Annotated in this window: 14 protein-coding genes; 4 read left to right on the top strand and 10 right to left on the bottom strand. The window is 71.2% G+C overall.

Annotated elements, in window-relative coordinates; genetic code table 11:
* Positions 1 to 266: 266 nt before the first annotated feature.
* Positions 267 to 2,594 (top strand): collagenase, encoded by a 2,328-nt coding sequence (locus ACFWWU_RS26575; protein ID WP_384148463.1) that lies wholly within the window; start codon positions 267 to 269, stop codon positions 2,592 to 2,594.
* Positions 2,595 to 2,785: 191 nt separating this feature from the next.
* Positions 2,786 to 4,288, top strand: coding sequence for an APC family permease (locus tag ACFWWU_RS26570; protein ID WP_384148461.1), 1,503 nt, complete (start codon positions 2,786 to 2,788; stop codon positions 4,286 to 4,288).
* A gap of 195 nt (positions 4,289 to 4,483) precedes the next feature.
* Here the strand turns inward: ACFWWU_RS26570 and ACFWWU_RS26565 are convergent, their stop codons facing one another.
* Complete coding sequence (locus ACFWWU_RS26565) at positions 4,484 to 4,708, bottom strand: hypothetical protein (protein ID WP_384148459.1); 225 nt, start codon at positions 4,706 to 4,708, stop codon at positions 4,484 to 4,486.
* A gap of 181 nt (positions 4,709 to 4,889) precedes the next feature.
* Complete coding sequence (locus tag ACFWWU_RS26560) at positions 4,890 to 5,867, bottom strand: helix-turn-helix transcriptional regulator (RefSeq protein WP_384148457.1); 978 nt, start codon at positions 5,865 to 5,867, stop codon at positions 4,890 to 4,892.
* A 100-nt stretch (positions 5,868 to 5,967) separates the two neighbouring features.
* Here ACFWWU_RS26560 and ACFWWU_RS26555 point away from each other — a divergent pair, with 100 nt between their 5' ends.
* Positions 5,968 to 6,720 carry a putative quinol monooxygenase gene (locus ACFWWU_RS26555; protein WP_384148455.1) on the top strand — a complete coding sequence of 251 codons (753 nt, stop codon included), beginning with the start codon at positions 5,968 to 5,970 and terminating at the stop codon, positions 6,718 to 6,720.
* A gap of 18 nt (positions 6,721 to 6,738) precedes the next feature.
* Here ACFWWU_RS26555 and ACFWWU_RS26550 read toward each other — a convergent pair whose 3' ends face one another.
* The 3 genes from ACFWWU_RS26550 to ACFWWU_RS26540 are packed head-to-tail and all read right to left on the bottom strand — an operon-like array spanning position 6,739 to position 9,391.
* Entirely contained in the window at positions 6,739 to 7,485 is a 747-nt protein-coding gene (locus ACFWWU_RS26550; RefSeq protein WP_384148453.1) for a glucose 1-dehydrogenase, read from the bottom strand.
* Positions 7,482 to 8,474 (bottom strand): alpha/beta fold hydrolase, encoded by a 993-nt coding sequence (locus ACFWWU_RS26545; protein WP_384148451.1) that lies wholly within the window; start codon positions 8,472 to 8,474, stop codon positions 7,482 to 7,484. The genes ACFWWU_RS26550 and ACFWWU_RS26545 overlap by 4 nt, the downstream gene beginning before the upstream one ends.
* Positions 8,471 to 9,391, bottom strand: a complete 921-nt coding sequence (locus tag ACFWWU_RS26540) for a zinc-binding dehydrogenase (RefSeq protein ID WP_384148449.1) — start codon at positions 9,389 to 9,391, stop codon at positions 8,471 to 8,473. The genes ACFWWU_RS26545 and ACFWWU_RS26540 overlap by 4 nt, the downstream gene beginning before the upstream one ends.
* A gap of 89 nt (positions 9,392 to 9,480) precedes the next feature.
* Between ACFWWU_RS26540 and ACFWWU_RS26535 the strand changes: the two genes are divergently transcribed.
* Positions 9,481 to 10,404 (top strand): LysR family transcriptional regulator, encoded by a 924-nt coding sequence (locus ACFWWU_RS26535; RefSeq protein WP_384148447.1) that lies wholly within the window; start codon positions 9,481 to 9,483, stop codon positions 10,402 to 10,404.
* A 209-nt stretch (positions 10,405 to 10,613) separates the two neighbouring features.
* Here the strand turns inward: ACFWWU_RS26535 and ACFWWU_RS26530 are convergent, their stop codons facing one another.
* From ACFWWU_RS26530 to ACFWWU_RS26510, 5 genes are all read right to left on the bottom strand, one after another.
* Positions 10,614 to 12,557: a glycoside hydrolase family 5 protein gene (locus ACFWWU_RS26530; RefSeq protein ID WP_384148445.1), complete on the bottom strand. Its 1,944-nt coding sequence runs from the start codon at positions 12,555 to 12,557 to the stop codon at positions 10,614 to 10,616.
* A gap of 77 nt (positions 12,558 to 12,634) precedes the next feature.
* Entirely contained in the window at positions 12,635 to 13,492 is an 858-nt protein-coding gene (locus ACFWWU_RS26525; protein ID WP_384148443.1) for a carbohydrate ABC transporter permease, read from the bottom strand.
* A 7-nt stretch (positions 13,493 to 13,499) separates the two neighbouring features.
* Entirely contained in the window at positions 13,500 to 14,534 is a 1,035-nt protein-coding gene (locus tag ACFWWU_RS26520) for a carbohydrate ABC transporter permease (RefSeq protein ID WP_384148441.1), read from the bottom strand.
* On the bottom strand, positions 14,531 to 15,814 hold the full coding sequence (locus tag ACFWWU_RS26515; RefSeq protein ID WP_384148439.1) for an ABC transporter substrate-binding protein: 1,284 nt from the start codon (positions 15,812 to 15,814) through the stop codon (positions 14,531 to 14,533). Before ACFWWU_RS26515 ends, ACFWWU_RS26520 begins: the two co-directional genes overlap by 4 nt.
* A 224-nt stretch (positions 15,815 to 16,038) precedes the next feature.
* The gene (locus ACFWWU_RS26510) at positions 16,039 to 17,205 is read right to left on the bottom strand and encodes an ROK family protein (RefSeq protein ID WP_384148437.1); all 1,167 of its coding nucleotides are present in this window, start codon (positions 17,203 to 17,205) and stop codon (positions 16,039 to 16,041) included.
* Between the last annotated feature and the right edge of the window lie 135 nt (positions 17,206 to 17,340).

Below are 17,340 nucleotides of genomic sequence, written 5' to 3'. Positions count from 1 at the left end.
ACCCCTCACGCGGGGCCCGCCGTTCGCGGCAGGGCCCCGCGCGTCCACCGCCGGGCACCCGCGAGCACCGGCATGCGTTCCGATGTCCCTCCACCACCTCAACAGCGACGATCCGGGCTCGGCAATGGACAACGTTTCCGTTGAGGGAGCCGATCAATCTGGCCGAAAGGCTTCCGGTGCGATGCGACATGTGAAATTTTACATGTCACACACCAGCTGTCGCGTGTCCCCGCACGCGGCCACAACGGCCCCGGAGGCCCCCGCAGATGCATCCCTTCCGGATATCGAAGGCCAACGGGCGAAGACTTCCCGCACTCGGCGCGGCCGTCTTCATCGCGCTCGGCCTGCTGACGCCACAGAGCCAGGCCGCCTCCGTCGGCGCCACGACCGCGGTCAGTGCGAACGCGACGGGAACCGCGGCCCCGGCGCCGCGGTCGATCCCCGTCCCCAAGTCGCCCGACGCGATGAGCAACGCGTCCCGCTTCCGGATCTCCTCGCAGGACAGTGCCGAGGAGTCCTCCCCGGCACCCGCCCCGGCCGTCAAGCCCGTCAAGGTCGGCAAGCAGTCCTCGGCCGCCGCCGCGGACGAGTGCGGTGACCTCTCCGGCGTCATCAACGCCACGGGCAGCGCGCTGGTCCAACAGCTCAAGGCCCTCCCCCGGATCACCTGTACCTACCCGCTGTTCAACCTCACCGGTGAGGACGCGCGCAAGGCCTTCCGCGAGCCCCAGATGGTGACCGTCGCCCACGCGCTGCGCGACGCCTCCGCCACCTACTCGGGCAGCAACACCGCCGCCATCGGCCAGCTGGTGCTGTTCCTGCGCGCCGGCTTCTACGTGCAGGACAACCACGCGGACGTCGTCGGCGACTACGGCACGGCACTGGACGGCGCGGCGCTCGGCGCGCTGGACGCGTTCTTCGCCTCCCCGCGCAGCAAGGACGTCACCGACGCCAACGGCGAGATCCTCAACGAGGTCGTCACGCTGATCGACAGCACCCACGCGGCGGGCCGGTACGCCGGCGTCGTCAAGTGGATGCTCGGCAGCTACGACGGCACCTGGCCCGGCCAGATGAACCTCTCCATGCAGCACGTCGAGTGGGTCGTCGAGAACGGCTTCAAGGCCAAGAACGACGACCGCGGCTGGCGGGCCGCCCTCAAGGCCGACCCCGCCATCCTCGACACCTGGGCCGGCTTCATCACCCGCAACAGCGCGCAGCTGAACCGCTTGGACGTCGTCAGCAACGTCGGCCGCTTCCTCGGTTACGCCCTCGACGTCCCCGAGCTCAAGGACCGGGTCCGGCCGCTGCTGAAGGACCTGATCAACCGCTACCCGAACGTCGGCCCGACCGCGCCGATCACCATGAACCTGGGCTGGTACACGCGCCAGTACGACAGGAACAACTGCGCGGCCTACGCCGTCTGCGACCTCGGCGACCGTGTCCTCCCGGCCATCCTGCCGATCCAGCACACCTGCACCCCGGCCCTGAAGATCCGCGCCCAGGACATGTCCCCCGGGCAGCTGGCCGCCACCTGCACCAGCCTGGTCAACCAGGACGCGTACTTCCACCGGGTCATCGGCGACAAGGGCGCGATCCCCGGTGACGTGAACACGAACCTCGAGGTCGTCGTCTTCGACGACTACACCAACTACTCGCTGTACGCCTGGGCCATCTACAACATCGACGTGGACAACGGCGGCATGTACGAGGAGGGCAACCCGGCCGCCGCCGGCAACCAGGCCCGCTTCATCGCCCACGAGGCCCACTGGCTGCGCCCGGACTTCGAGATCTGGAACCTCAACCACGAGTACACCCACTACCTCGACGGCCGCTACAACATGGCCGGCGACTTCGAGGCGGGCATGACCACGCCGACCATCTGGTGGGTCGAGGGCATCGCCGAGAACATCTCGTTCGGCTACCGCGACGAGCGCAACGCCGACGCGATCGCCGAGGCCGGCAAGAAGACGTACAAGCTCAGCGACCTCTTCGACACCGTCTACGGCCAGGAGGAGGACCCCGAGGTCAACTCGAACCGCGTCTACCGTTGGGGCTTCCTCGCGGTCCGCTACATGCTCCAGGCGCACCCCGCCGACATCGAGACCGTGCTCGACAAGTACCGCACGGGTGACTGGAACGGCGCCCGTACCTTCCTGAAGCAGACCATCGGCACCGGCTACGACGCCGACTTCGCCACCTGGCTGACGACCGCCTGCGCGACGAACGACTGCGGCCCGCTGCCGGAGGCCTCGGCCCCCGCCGCCCCGCTCTGCACCATCAGCGACCCCCGTCAGTTCGACAAGAACTGCCGCCGGGACAACCTCGCCGCCACCACCGGCAACTACAGCTACCACTTCGTGTACCTGCCGGCCGGCGTCAAGCAGCTGACCATCACCAGCAGCGGCGGCACCGGCAACGCCGACCTGTACTTCGGCAGCAGCTGGGCCACCACCGGCAACTACCAGGCGAAGTCCGCCAACGCCGGCAACAACGAGACCCTGACCATCGACAACCCGCCGTCCGGCTGGGTCTACTTCAGCCTCGCCGCCGCGCAGGGCTTCAGCGGTGTGACCCTCTCCACGCAGTCCAAGTAAGCCGGTCCACCGGGGCCGGCTCCCCTCGGCCGGCCCCGGCGAAACCGGCGCAAGACGTCATCGGACATGCGCGGAAGGTGACGACCCCGTCACCGCCGGCGGGATCCCGCGCATGCACGTGCGGCCGGGGCTTCCTACCATGAAGGCATAGGTCTCGCGGTTCTTTCGGGGTTCGACCGAAGCGAGGGAACATGGCAGCAGCCGAGCATGCCGAGCCCGCCGGACGTCCGGCGGAACTCAAGCACAACGCGATCGGCTTCGTCGACGCCCTCGTCATCGGGCTCAACTCCACCTCCCCCGCGTACTCCCTCGCGGCCGTCATCGGCCCCGTCGTCGCGCTGGTCGGGATCTACGCCCCCGGCGTGATGTTCGCGGCCTTCGTGCCGATGCTGCTGATCGCGTCGGCGTTCTACTACCTGAACAAGGTCGACCAGGACTGCGGCACCACCTTCTCCTGGGTCACCCGGGCCATGGGCCCCTGGGCGGGCTGGCTCGGCGGCTGGGCCATCGCCATGACCGGCGTCCTGGTCGTCGGTTCGCTCGCCGACGTCGCCGTCACCTTCGGCCTGCTCGCCGTCGGCCTCGACAGCTGGGTGGACAACACCTTCGTACGCCAACTGCTCACGGTGCTGCTCATCCTCGTGATGACGGCCGTGTGCGTCATCGGCACCGAGCTGTCGGCGAAGCTGCAGAACGTCCTCATCCTGGCGCAGGTCGTCTGCCTGCTGATCTTCGTGGGGGTGGCCTTCTACGCCGTCTACGCCGGCACGAGCAAGTACGACTCGGTCGAACCCGCCCTCGGCTGGCTGAACCCGTTCGGCGCCGGTGGCGCGGCGCTGACCGGCGGGCTGCTCCTGGGCGTCTTCATCTACTGGGGCTGGGAGTCGGCGGTCAACCTCACCGAGGAGGTCAAGGACTCCGCGACCGCCCCCGGCAAGGCGGGGCTCTGGTCGACCGTCATCCTGCTCGTGACGTACGTGTCCGTGGGGTTCGCGGTCGTGGCCTACGCCGGTCCGGTGTTCCTGGCCGAGAACGCCGGGGAAGAGGAGTTCATCTTCGCGCAGCTCGCCGGGGACGTGCTGGGCGGCTGGGACTGGGTCCTGCTGCTGGCCGTCTGCACCTCCGCGATCGCCTCCACCCAGACCACCATCATCCCGGCCTCGCGTACCGCGCTCTCCATGGCTCGCCGCCGGGCGCTGCCCGCGCACTACGGCCACATCAGCCCACGCTTCCGCACCCCTGACGTGAGTACGTGGTGGGTCGCCGGCATCGCCATCGCCTGGTACCTCGTGGTGAACCAGATCAGCGCCAACGCCCTCTTCGACTCGCTCACCGCGCTCTCGCTGCTGATCGCCTTCTACTACGCGCTCACAGGCGTCGCCTGCGTGGTCTACTACCGCCGCCAGCTCTTCAAGAGCCTCCACAACCTCCTGCTGATCGGCCTCGGCCCCCTGGTCGGTGCCGGACTCCTGGCGTGGCTCCTGGTGAGGTCGGTCTCCGACATGTCCGATCCGGCGAACTCGTACAGCGGCACCTCGTGGTTCGGCCTCGGGCCGCCGCTCGTCATCGGCATCTGCATCGCCGTCGCCGGGGTGGTCATCATGTGCGTACGGCGCCTGTGGGCACCGGCGTTCTGGCAGGAGCGCCCCGGCGTGGCCGACCCGGCTCCGGTCCACCGCCACGAGGAGTCCTGAGACGTCTCCCGGTCAGCCGAAGTCGCGGAGCCCGAGCGGACCGGTGACCAGGTGCCGGAGGAGGACGTCCAGCGGCCCGTCGACCGTCGACCCGCGCGGACGATCACCCGTCGAGTCGCCCGGCACCCGGTGCTACCTCGACTGTCCGCCCTCGGCATCGCGCAGCAGACGCATGCCGTCGAACGCGTGCGGGTCTCAGCCCTGAGCGCGGTAGAGCGTCAGTTGGCCGCGGACGAACAGGTGGACGTAGCCGCACGACAGACAGATGAGACCGTTCGCCGACTCGTTGGCCCACGCCAGGTTGAGGAATTCCATCCCCGAGCTGTTCAGCTTCACCTCCCGCTCCCGGAAGACGTCGCCGTCACAGACCAGGCAGCGGATCCTCTTCGCCCCGAGCTGCGCGTGCACGGCCTTGGCCATACTGTCTCCCCCTGCTGATTCCCGGCTTCCGGCTTCCGGCTACCGGCGTCGAACTTGCCTTCGATGATCATGCCGCACCATCGTGGCGCCAGGCCACCCACCAGGTCACCGCCGTGACGCGGCAGTCATCGACACGCCAAAGGCGCTGGTCACCACAGTGAACGAGCGCCCCGCCGCCCGGTCAGGCGGTTCCGTACCGACGGGCGAGTACGCCGATCGTGTCGGCCATGGCCTGGCGCAGCTCCGGGGGTGCGAGGACCTCGATGTCGGCGCCGAGCCGCAGCAGCTCGCCGCACGCGTGCTCGGTGCTCTCGGTCGGGACGACCGCCTCGACCCATCCGTCGTCGCCGACCGGGTTCTCGGTGGCCTCGACCGCTCGCACCACCTCCGCGGGGACGTTGTCGGCGAGGCGTCGACGGCCGCGCGGGGACAGGCGGACCGTGGCGGTGCCGGTGTAGCGGCGGGCCTGGAAGTCATCGAGGTAGGAGGTCCAGTGCGCGGCCAGGTCGAAGTCCTCCGGCCGGTCGAACCGCTCGTCGCTCGCCGTCGCGTCGAGGACCTGGGTGACCCGGTAGGTCGAGGTCCGGTTCTCGGTGGCGGCCACGAGGTACCAGACGCCGGACTTGAGCACGAGGCCGTACGGGCGCAGCCGGCGGCACACCTCCCGCGGTTCGCGCCAGCGGCGGTACCGCACGTCCACCGCACGCCGGGTGAGCACCGCGTCGACGAACAGGGGCAGATGCGGTGTCCGTTCGGGCTCCCGGTACCAGGCGGGAGCGTCCAGGTGGAACACCGCCGCCGTCCGCGCCGCCTCCTCGCGCAGCCCCTCCGGCAAGGCGGCCAGCAGCTTCAGCCGTGCGGCCGTGACGTCCGTCGCGAGTCCCAGGTCGGCGGCGGGACCGGGCAGCCCGGCGAAGAACAGGGCACGCGCCTCGCCCTGGCTCATCCCGGTCAGCCGGGTGCGGTAGCCGTCGAGCAGCTGGTAGCCGCCTCCGTGGCCCGGCTCCGCGTAGACCGGGACCCCGGCGTCCTGAAGCCGCGCCATGTCCCGATAGGCGGTCCGCACGGACACTCCCAGCTCGTCGGCGACCACCCGCGCGGAGACGCGACCACGGGATTGCAACAACAGCAGCACTGACAACAGTCGACCGGCGGACATGAACGCATTCTCTCCGGAAACACGGAAACCCTGACAGCCCCTGACACACGGCCGCCCTACGGTCGGTCCACTCGGACATGACGTGAACAGGAGCCCTGACGTGCGCCCTACCGAAGCCGCCACCGATCCGGTCGGCCGCCCCACCGTGATCGAGCTTCGCCAGTACACGCTGCGGCCGGGCCGACGCGACGAGCTCATCGACCTCTTCGACCGGGAGTTCGTCGAGACGCAGGAAGCGACCGGGATGCTCGTGCTCGGCCAGTTCCGGGACCTCGACGACCCGGACCGCTTCGTCTGGCTGCGCGGGTTCCGGGACATGGCGGCCCGGCACCGGGCTCTGACCGCGTTCTACGGCGGCCCCGTCTGGGCCGGGTCCGGCCCCCGGGCCAACGCCACGATGCTGGACTCCGACGACGTCCTGCTGCTGCGCCACCTCTCGGGCGACACCGGCTTCGCCGCTTCCCCGTCCGAGCGGCCCCGGGCCGGCGCCCCCGTACCGGCGGGGTTCGTGTCCGCCACCGTGTGGTCCTTCCCTCCCGGTCGGCGGGGCGGCGTCGACCTGATCCGGGACGGTCTCCTCCCCCTGCTCCACGAGACGGGTCCCGCGCCGCTCGCCGTCCTCACCACCGAGACGGCGCGCAACACGTTCCCCAGGCTGCCGGTCCGCACCGGCGAGAACGTCGCCGTGGTCCTCACCTCGTACCCGGACGAGCGCGCGCACCGGCGGCACCTCGCCGAGGTCCGGGCCCATCCCGTGGCACGGGACGAGATCCTGCCGGCCGTCGGGCGGGAGCAGACGGGTGTCCCCCGGACGTTGCGCCTGGCTCCCACCGGCCGTTCCCTCATCCGCTGAGCACCGGTCCGCCGGTCGTCAGGCGGGTACGGCTCCCACCAGGCCACCGTCGATGACGAGGTCCTGGCCGTTGACGTAGGAGGCGTCGGACGAGGCGAGGAACGCCACGGCGGCGGCGACCTCCTCCGGGCGTCCGAAGCGGCCCGCGACGATCCGGCCGGTCACGTCCTTCGCCTCCGCCTCGCTCAGTGCGGCGGAGGGGTACATCGGGGTGTCGATGTAGCCGGGGCTGACGGAGTTCACGCGGATGCCACGCGGGGCGAGCGCGGCCGCGAGGGTCCGGGCCAGGTTGTGCGCGGCGGCCTTGGTCGCCGAGTACAGGGTGAGGACACTGTTCCCCCGGTGCAGCGTCCAGGACGCGTTGATGACGACGGAGCCGCCGTCCGCGAGGAGCGGCAGCGCCTTCTGGACCGTGAAGAACACCCCCTTGAGGTTGACGTCGACGGCCTGGTCGAACGCCGCCTCGGTGATGTCCTCGAACGGTAGGAACACACCGGTTCCGGCGTTCGCGAAGAGGCTGTCGAGACGGCCGTGACGCTCACGGACCGTCTCCATCAGCGCGTCCACCGCGCCGAGGTCGGCGGCGTCGGCGACGACGCCCGACGCCCCGGGGCCCAGCCGGCGGACGGCGGCGTCCACCCGGTCGCGCGTGCGGCCGGTGACGACCACGTGGGCGCCCTCGGCGACGAGGCGGTGTGCGGTGGCCAGCCCCATGCCGCTGGTTCCGCCGGTGACGAGGACGGTCTTGCCGGTGAAGCGGTTCATACCCGTGCTCCGACCAGGGTGTTCGTGAGGTGGTCGGCGAGCCGGGGCAGCCAGTCGGGGCGCGCGTTGCCGAGGAGGTGGTCGCCGTGCGCGACGGACAGGTAGGTGCCGTGCGGTGCGAGCCGGGCCAGGGGCTCGCCGTTCGTCACGCCGGGGATGACGTCCCGGCCTCCGTCCACGACCAGCAGCGGGGCCGCGATGCGGGGTGCCAGGGCGGTGAGGTCCACGCTCTGGACGAACTCCCCGGCCGCGTCGGCCCCTTCGGTACGTCGCGCCATGATGTCCCTTACGGGCGCGGGCAGTTCCGCCCAGTCGAGGCGGAAAGGCCCGCTGACGGTGGCGACCGCCGCGACGCGCGGCTCCAGTGCGGCGGTACGGGCCGCGAAGTAGCCGCCCAGGCTGAGGCCGACCAGCCCGACGCGCGGCACGCCGAGCGCGTCGACGACCCGGCCCACGACCTGCTCGTAGGCGGGCGTCAGGGTCGTCGTGGCCGCGAGGGCGCCCTGCCCGGGGCCGTCCATGGCGTACACCGCGAGGCCTCTGGCCAGCAGTGCGTCCACCAGATCGAGGAACTCCTCCTTGGCGGAGTCGAGGCCGGGGACGACGACCACGGTGCCGGGGGCGTCGGCGGGGCCGCGCAGCCAGCCGGTGAATCCCTCGCCGGTCACCCGCCGCGCGCCGGGCTCCAGCACCTTGAGCGCCTGGCCCACGGCCCGGTCCGCCGCTGCGGCGGCGCGGCCGGCTTCGGCGTACGGCGCGAGCGTGGCGAGGTGGAACCACCTGGCCGCGGTCAGCAGGTACTCCCCCGCCGTGACGGGGGAACCCGCGCCTTCCGCGCGCTCCAGGTACGCCTCTCCGGTGCGGACGAAGGACGGGCCCCAGCTGGCGACGGAGGTGAGGCCGTCGGTGACACGGCGGTACTCGTGCGCGTCGACGCCCGTGCCGGTGGCCCGGGTCCACTGGGCGGCGGCGAAGTCGGCGGCGTTCATCGTGCTGCTCCCGTCGTCAGGACGGCCTTGCCCCGGATTCGGCGTTCCCGCAGGTCGACCAGGGTGTCGGCGGTATCGGACCAGTCGGCGGTCCGGCCGATCTCCGGGTGCAGCCTGCCCCCTTCCACGAGGCGGACCAAGGTCGCGAGATCGGCGGCGTACGGGGCGCCGGCGTAGTGGAAGTGCCGGATCGTGACGCCTTCGGGCCCGCCGAGGAGGTCGAAGAAGTCGAGCGTCACGGGGGTGCGGCCGGCCTGGCCGAACCAGACGAGCGTGCCGCCCGGACGTACCTTCGCGAGCGCGACCGGCAGGTCAGGCCCTCCCGTGGACTCCAGTACGACGTCGAACGGTCCCCGGGCCGCCGCGACGTCGTGCACCACCCGCGCGCCCAGCTCCGTGAGCCGTGCGCCGCGCGCCGGGGTGGCCGTGACGGCGGTGACCTCGGCTCCCGCTGCCACGGCCAGTTCGGTGAGGTAGTGGCCGACCCCGCCGGAGGCACCGGTCAGCAGGACGCGCCGGCCGGCCGGCGAACCGGCCGTGCGCAGCAGACGCAGGGCGGTGATCCCGGCCAGGGGCAGGGCCGCCGCCCGTACGCTGTCGATGCCGTCCGGGAGGACGGCGAGGGAGTGCGTGGGCACCGCGGCGTACTCGGCCCACCCGCCCCACGCCGGATGCCCGACCACGCGGGTGCCGATGCCGGGGCCCGAGCCGTCCGCGGCCTCCTGTACGACGAGCCCCGCGACGTCCTTGCCCGGCAGCAGCCCCGGCCGGGGGTGTTCGAGCAGGAACGTCTCGCCGCGGTTCGGCGAGAACGCCTCGACCTTGATCAGTGCCTCGCCGGGCTCCGGTAGGGGCAGGGGTGCTTCGGCGAAGGCGACCGGACGCGCCGCCTCCCCGGTGGGAATCAGTCTTCGCATGGGCACGATGCAACATCCGCGACCGCCCCGCGATCCAACAACAGGCGGACGACGCCGACAACGCATGGTTGTCACCTATGGTGAGAGCCGTGGATCTCGACATGGCACAGGTACGCGCCTTCGTGCGCACCGCCGAGGAGCTGCATTTCGGGAGGGCCGCCGGGACGCTCGACGTCTCCCAGCAGGCCTTGTCCAAGCGGATCGCGCGGCTGGAATCCCTGCTCGGCACCCGGCTGTTCGAGCGCGGCGGCAACGGCGTCCGCCTCACCGGGGCCGGACGGCGTTTCCTCGCGCCCGCCCGGCAGACGCTGGCCGCTGCCGACGACGCTGTCGCGGCGGCCGTGGGCAACGACCGTCCGCTGCGCGTGGACGTCTGGGGGCACCTCTACGCGCCGATGAGGACCCTCGCCCGGATCGCCGGAGAGGCCGGGGAGTTGGTGTCGGGGCACGGACGCGACCTGCCGTCGGTGACGGAGGCCCTGCTGCGGGGTGACATCGACGCGGCGGTCGGCCGGGTCCACCCTCCGCTGCGCGCCGGGCTGACGCACCGGCTCGTCCGGCTCGAACCGGTCGACGCCGTCCTCAGTACGGGCCATCCCCTCGCCGCCGAATCGTCACTGCGCCCGGACCGGCTGCGCGACAGCGTGCTGTGGGCACCCGGTCCGCTGGACCGGCTCGACTTCCTCCACCGGTTCGCCGACCGGTTCGGCATCCGCGACCGGGCCGCGAGCGTCAACCTGGGCCTCGCCCACTTCCTCGGCGAAGTGGCGGCGAACCCGCGGCGCTTCTCGCTGCTGCCCGCGGACGTGCCCCTGCCGGAGGTCCCCGGGCTGCGCTCGGTCCCGCTCGTCGACCCCACACCGCTGTACGCCTGGTCGCTGCTGTGGCGCACCGGCAGCGGACACCCCGGGCTGCACGGGCTCACCGCCGCCTGCGCCGCGGAGGCACGGCGCAGCCGATGGCTCGAGTACGACCCCGCACGCGACTGGCTGCCGGAGCCGCCCGAGCACTGACCCCCCCGGCCCTGCCCCCTTCCCCTGTCGGCCCTCGGCACTCGGCGGCGGGGGGCGAGATGCGCGGCGCAGTCCTCGACCGTCCGCCGCCAGAGGCGCTCGGTGTCGACGAGAGCGCCGAGGGAGTCGTCGACGGCGCTCTGTCGGGGCATGGCGGCGGTGCTCCTCAGCGGGCTATCGGGGTGTCGGACACCCCCTGACGGTCGGTTCTAGGCGAGCGGGCGGCACAGCAGGGCGTCGGGGGCGCCGCCGTGGTTCCACTTCCAGGTGAAGGCGACGCCGGCGACGTACTCGTCGTCGTCGCACTGGCCCTTGTAGTAGCCCGGCGCCCAGTCGCTGGCGTTCGAGCCTCCGGTGGCGGGCCGGTTGTCGCCCTTGTCGAACCAGAGCACGCGGTTGGTGGTGGGGAGAGAGGCGGTCGCGGGCGCGCACAGCAGGGCCGACATGGCGTTGCCCTTCACGCTGTAGCCCACCGCGAAGGTGCGGTCGGGGCACTGGCGCTTGTCGTAGCCGCTCGCCCAGTCGCCACCGGTGACGTACCGCTCGTCGGTGACGACGGTCCAGGGGCCGCTCGCCTTCGCCGGCTGACCGGCGTCGGTGCACAGGCCGCGGTTGTCACCGCGGCCGAGGCCGACGAGCCGCTGGGTGTCGGGGCAGTTGCCCTTGCGGTTGCCCGGGGACCAGTCCGGCTTCGCCAGCATGGTGGCGGAGACGTTGTAGTCGGTGTGGTCGAGGTCGAGCATGTTCCAGCGGGTGGCCGGTGCGATGGGTCCGGTCCGGCCCCCGGCGACGAGCTTGTTCCAGTCGTCGGCGCGCCAGTCGCCGCCGTCCTGGATGCCCTGGCGGCTGCCGTTCGCGCCGTATCCGAGGAGGGCCCAGTTGTCCATCTGGGCGCCGGAGGCGTCGGTCCAGCCGACGAGGGGCCAGATCGCGAAGTCGGTGTCGTTCTTGACGAGGATGTCGGTGAAGCGGTGGAACCAGGCCTGTTCCTTGGTGCTGGTCGAACCGCGGCCGCCCGCGCCGAACTCGCTGATCCAGACCGGTGCGGTGAAGTGCTGTCCCGACCGGGTGACGAAGAGGGCCTCGTCGTCGACGACCCGGGCGAGCTGCTCGGCGGTGAAGTCCTCGTAGCGGGGGTCGCTGGTGGAGCCGGGGCCGCTGCCGGCTCCGGTGTTGGCGGGGCCGGTGTAGCCGTAGAAGTGGGCGGCGTACACGAGCTTGTCCGACTGGATCAGGGTGTGGGAGAGGGTGGCGACCGGCTTCAGCTGCGGGCGGCCGTGCTCCAGCCCGTCGAGCGGGATGCCGTACCAGTTGATGCCTTCCATGACGATGAGCATGTCGGGGTTGGCCTGGAGGATCTTGTTCCCGGCTTCTTCGTACGCGGCGTACAGGTCGTGGTCGTCGTACCAGCCCCAGTTCGGGTTGTCCCAGGTGTCGCGGCGGACCTCGTTGCGCAGGTCGGCGCCGACCACGCGCTTGTTGGCCTTGTAGCGGTTCGTCAGGAACACCCAGTCGTTCACCCACTGCTGGGTGGTCTGACCGCTGTTCCAGCGTTCGTTGCCGTCGAGGCCACAGCAGAAGCGGGCCGTGGTCGTGTGGTTGTTGAGGATCACCGCGAAGCCGTCGGCGGTGAGCGCGGCGATGGCCGCGTCGAGGACCTGGAGGGGGGTCTTGCCCTTCAGCTGCGGGTTGGCGGCGACGGCCGCGTCCGGGACGGGGGTGGTGTTGTGGACGAGGGCGTTGGAGAACGGCAGCCGAATGCTGTTGAGGCCGAGGCGGTGGAAGTCGGCCAGGATGGTGGACATCGGGACCCGGTCGAGGCCGAGGGGCATGTTGTCGGCTTTGATGCCGTGCATGTGGTTGGCGGGGTCGTTGATGTCCCCGTTGCCGGTCCAGGTGCCCTGGGCGCCCTCCCAGTTGCCCGACTTCAACTTGAAGCGGTTGCCGTCGGCGTCGACGATCCAGCGGCCCCGGGTGCTGAGCGGTGCGGTCCAGGACGCGGCGAGCTGCGGGCCGGTCAGGGGTACGGGCGGTGCCACCGCCTCCGCCGCGGCGGGCTGGAGCGAGGTGGCGGAGGCGGGTGTACCGAGGAGCAGCGCGGACAGCACGGCGAGGGCCGCTGTGGCGCGTCGGAGCAGTGGGCGAGATGGCACGGGATCTCCTTACGGAAGGGGTCGTGAGCCTGTTCTCGTGATGCGGTTCATGAGGGGCGGGGCTGTGGAGCCGCGGGTCAGCCCTTGAGGCCGCTGGTGGCGATGCCTTCGACGATGTAGCGCTGGGCGACGAGGAACATGACGACCAGGGGGGTGATGGTGACGACGGCGCCGGCGAAGAGCCCCGGCAGGTTGATCGTCTGCGAGGTGAGGAAGGTGGACAGCGCGATCTGCGCGGTCCAGGCGGACGGGTCCTGGCCGATGACGAGGGGCCACAGGAAGGAGTTCCAGCTGTCGATGAAGGACAGCGCCCCGAGCGAGGCCAGCATGGCTCCGGAGCTCGGCAGTGCGATCCGCCGGTACAGACCGAGCCAGCCGAGGCCGTCGAGCCGGCCGGCCTCCTCGATCTCGGTCGGGAACTGGAGGTAGAAGTTGCGGAACAGCAGCACCGCGAACGGGTTGAAGAGACCGGGCACGATGAGGCCCCAGAGCGTGTTGACGCCGCCCATCGAGCCGACGACGACGAACGTCGGGACGAAGGTGACCGAGCCGGGGATCATCAGCGTCGCCACCACCAGGGCGAGCAGCACACCGCGTCCCGGGACGGGGATCCGGGCGAGGGCGTAGCCGGCGGCGGACGCGAGGAGCGTCGAGACGGGCGCGGTGATGCCGGCGATCAGCAGCGAGTTGCCGAGGGCTCGGGCCATGTTCACGGTGGGGTCGGCGAACAGGGCGGTGAAGTTCTCGACGTGCGGGGTCGAGGGCCACCACGTCCACTCCGGAGCGGTCAGACTCCGCGAGTCCATCAGCGAGTTGCGGAGCATCAGGTAGAAGGGCGCGAGGAAGGCCGCGGTCAGCAGGCCGATGAGGAGGCCGCGTACGAGGAGGCGCGCGCCGCGGGAGAGTCCGGGCAGGGTGATCACGGGTGTCGTCACGGGTGGCTCACTCTCCGCTCCTGCCGAAGCCGGTGAACCGCCCCTGGATCAGGGTCACTCCGACGATGACGGCGGTGAGCACGAAGGCGCCGGCGGAGCCGAGGCCGTAGTTCTGGCTTCCCATGGCGGTGTTGTAGAGGTGGACCAGCGGGGTCTGTACGGGGGCGGTGCCGGTTCCGGAGAGCCCGCTGTTGAAGAGGTTGTAGAACTCGTCGAAGGCCTGGAAGGCGGCGATGAACAGGAGCATCAGGACGGCGACGGAGGTGTTCCGCAGCATCGGCAGGGTGATCCTGGTCAGGAGCCGCCGGCCGGTGGCGCCGTCGAGGGCGGCGGCCTCGTTGACCTCCTGGGGGATGGCCTGGAGCCCGGCGAGGAAGAGCACCATGTAGAAGCCGACCTGGAGCCAGAGGCGCAGGGTGACGAGCACGACCCAGTAGAGCGGCGGCGAGGAGGACTGCAGCCAGGCCACGGGTTCCGCTCCGAACCAGCCGCCGATGGTGTTGGCTATGCCCGCCGGCAGGCCGTTGAACAGGGACATCTTCCACAGCAGTGACGCGGCGACGTAGGAGACGGCCGCCGGGATGAGGAAGGTGGTCCGCAGCAGCGCCCGGCCCCGGCGGACACGGTGCACGAGCAGGGCGAGCCCGAGGGAGGCGGCGAAGGTGACCGGCACGATGAAGGCGGTGAACACGAGGATCTGGAGCAGCGAGTCGCGGAACGCCTCGTCGGCCAGGAGCCTTTGGTAGTTCTCCAGTCCGACCCACTGGCCGAGGGCGATGGTGCCGCGCGCGTCGCTGAGGCTGAGCAGGAAGCTCCAGCCGATCGCGACGTACTTGAAGACGCCGAGCCCGATCAGCGTCGGCGCGGTCAGCACCACGAACGCGATCCAGGCGGACCGGCCGACGCGGGGACGGCCGGTGCCGGGACGGCCGATGCCAGGACGGCCGGTACGGGGACGGCCGGTACGGCCGGCGCCTCGCGGGGAGTCCGCGGGGCGCCCGGCACGTTCGGGCGTCAGCGTGAGGTCGGTCGCCGGGTTCATCGGCCGAGCTGCTTGTCTATCTCGCGCTGTGCCTTCTTCACCGCGTCGGCCAGGAGGCCGGCCGGTTCGCCCTGCCCACCGACGATCTTCGCCGCGGCGGCGTTGAAGGCGCTGCTCACCGCGGTGTCCCAGGTGCCCGGGTAGTGCTTCCCGTACTTCTGGGCGAGCCCCACGGCCTCCTTGGCGGGGCCGGCCGAGAGCTTCTTCGCGGTGGCCGCCACGGACGTGCGCGGCGGGACGTGGAAGCCGTAGCTCTCGGCGAAGTCCTTCTGCAGGTCGCCCTGTTCCACCCAGAGCCACTGGACGAACCTCTTGGCCGCGGCCACGTTCCTGCCCTTGGCGTTGACGCAGCTGGTCCAGCCGCCGACCCGGACGACGGGGGCGCCGCCGGCCTTGAAGGCGGGCCAGGGCACCACACCGAAGTCGTCGCCGAGCGCCGCCGTGACGGCCGGCATCGACCACAGTCCGCCCCACTGCATCGGCACGACGCCCTGGGTGAGGGCGGCGGGGTCCCACCAGTCGGTGGTGAAGCCGAGCAGCAGCGACTTGTCGTCGTGCAGGCGCTTCAGTCCGGTCAGTGCTTCGAGGGCCTGCGGCGAGCCGAAGGCCACCTTGCCGTCGCGGGTCACGAGGTCGCCGCCGTTGGAGAAGACGGCGAGGGTCGCGGAGTCGCCGAGGCCGTCGTTGCCGACGAACAGGCCCTTGTTCTTCTTGGTGGTGAGGGCCTTCGCCGCGGCGACGAGGCCGTCGAATGTGGTGGGCGGGGTGATCCCGGCCTTCGACAGGACGCTCCTGCGGTAGTAGAGCATCATGACGTCGTCGATCATCTTGACGCCGTAGAGCTTGCCGTCGACGCCGACCGCGTCCACGGCGTTCTTGTTGAAGTCGCTTCTCGCGCTGCCGTACACCTCGTCGAGCGCGGCGATCTGGCCCCGGCGGGCGAGGCTCTCGCTGAAGTCGCCGATCTCGAACACGTCGGGGGCGGCTTCGGTCAGCAGTGTCGCGTTGAGCTTGCCCGCGTAGTCGCCGGGAACCCACGTCACCTTGACGGCGATGTCCGGATGGGCCTTGGTGAAGGCGGTGGCGTAGCGGAGGACCGCCTGCTGGGCGCCGGCCTCGCCGTAGGCGTGGTACCAGACGTTGAGGGTGGTCTTCGCTCCGGAGGCGGAGCCGCCGGTGGGGTCGGTGCTACAGGCGGTCGTCAGGACACTCCCGGCGGCGACGAGCAGCGATCCCGTGAGGAATCCGCGTCGGCTGAGCTCGGTTCTGCGTGCGCTCATGTCCCGTCCTTCTGTGAGGGTGTGTGCAGGGCGGATGTGCTACCTGGTCGGCGCCTTCGTCCGTGCTTGCCGGCAGAGGAGGGCGACGGCCAAAGAGTCGTACGTGACGGCGGGGAGTCATACGTGACGGCAGGGAGTCGTGCGTGACGGCAGGGAGTCGTGCGTGACGGCAGGGGGAGTCGCACACGACGGTGGGGAGTCGTCCGTGACGGCTGCGGGAGCGATCAGCCGGCGCCGGCCGTGGGCGTGGCCGTGTACTGCGGGAAGAGCGCCTGGATGGCCACGGCGGCGCCGCCGCGGGCCCACTCCTCCCAGGGGAGCGGGCGCAGCGACAGCGGGCACCGGGACGCCGCCCCGAAGGCCTGCGCCGCGTACGCGTCCTGGATGTGACGGCCCAGCAGGTCGTAGGCGTCGACACCTTCGCCGCTGACGACGACCCGCTCCGGGCCGACGAGGTTGACGAGTGCGGCGATGCCGACCCCGATCGCGGTTCCGGCCCGGGCGAAGGCCCCGCGGGCAGCGGGATGTCCCTCGCGGGCCATGTCGACGACCTCGCCGAAGGTGAGGTTCCCGATGCCGGTGTCGCGGCGGACCGCTGCGAGGATCGCGTCGGTCGAGGCGATCGCCTCGACGCAGCCGTGCGCCCCGCACCAGCAGCGCGGACCGGTCGGGTCCACGCAGAGGTGCCCGACCTCTCCCGCGACGCCATGGGCACCCCGGAGCAGGCGCCCGTTGACGACGAGGGCGGAACCGATGCCCGCGCCGATGGTGACCAGCGCGAAATGGCCGGTGCCGATGCCTTCGCCGAACCAGTGCTCCGCGACGGTCAGTGCCCTGACGTCGTTCTCGACGGTGACCGACAGACCGGTGGAGGCGGCGAGCAGTTCCGCGAGCGGTACGTCCCGCCAGCCGAGGAGTCCGGAGTGGCGGAGCAGGCCGCTGTCGCGGTCCACGTCGCCGTTGACCGCGACGCCGAGGTGACGCGTACGGTCCCGGAACGCGGGTTCGCTGTCGAGCAGTTCGTCGACGAGCTCGGCGACGAGGCGGGCGACGGCCTCGGGGGTGCACTCGCCGACGGGCCGGACGGCCGTGGCCCGGATGCCGGCCCGCAGATCGCACACGGCACCGAAGAGCCGGCCGAGGGTGATCTTCAGCCCGATGAAGTACTCCCTGTCCGGTGCGACCGCCAGCGGGTTGACCGGCCTCCCCGCACCGGGTGCGGTGCGCTCCGGCGGCAGTTCGTACAGGTAGCCGTCGTCGATGAGGGGCCGGGCCGCCTTGGTGACGGCGGTCGAGGAGAGCCCCGTCCGCCGCGCCAGCTCCACTCGACTGAGCGGACCCTCGGCGAGCAGCAGGGCGAGCACCGCCGTCTCGGCGGGTGCGGTGACCAAGGGCTGTGAGTGATGTCGAAACACGGGAGCAACGTAGAGCAAATAAATAACTTCTTCCAGTATTGATTTGGAAGTCGGCCCCGCCCTACGCTCAGCCCGCCTCCTCACCCTGCCCAGGACACTCGACGTCGGTGT

The organism is Streptomyces sp. NPDC058650, assembly GCF_042717315.1.
Lineage (GTDB): Bacteria > Actinomycetota > Actinomycetes > Streptomycetales > Streptomycetaceae > Streptomyces.
Note: the sequence above shows the minus strand (reverse complement) of the source record. Positions and strands in the feature narration are given on the sequence as shown.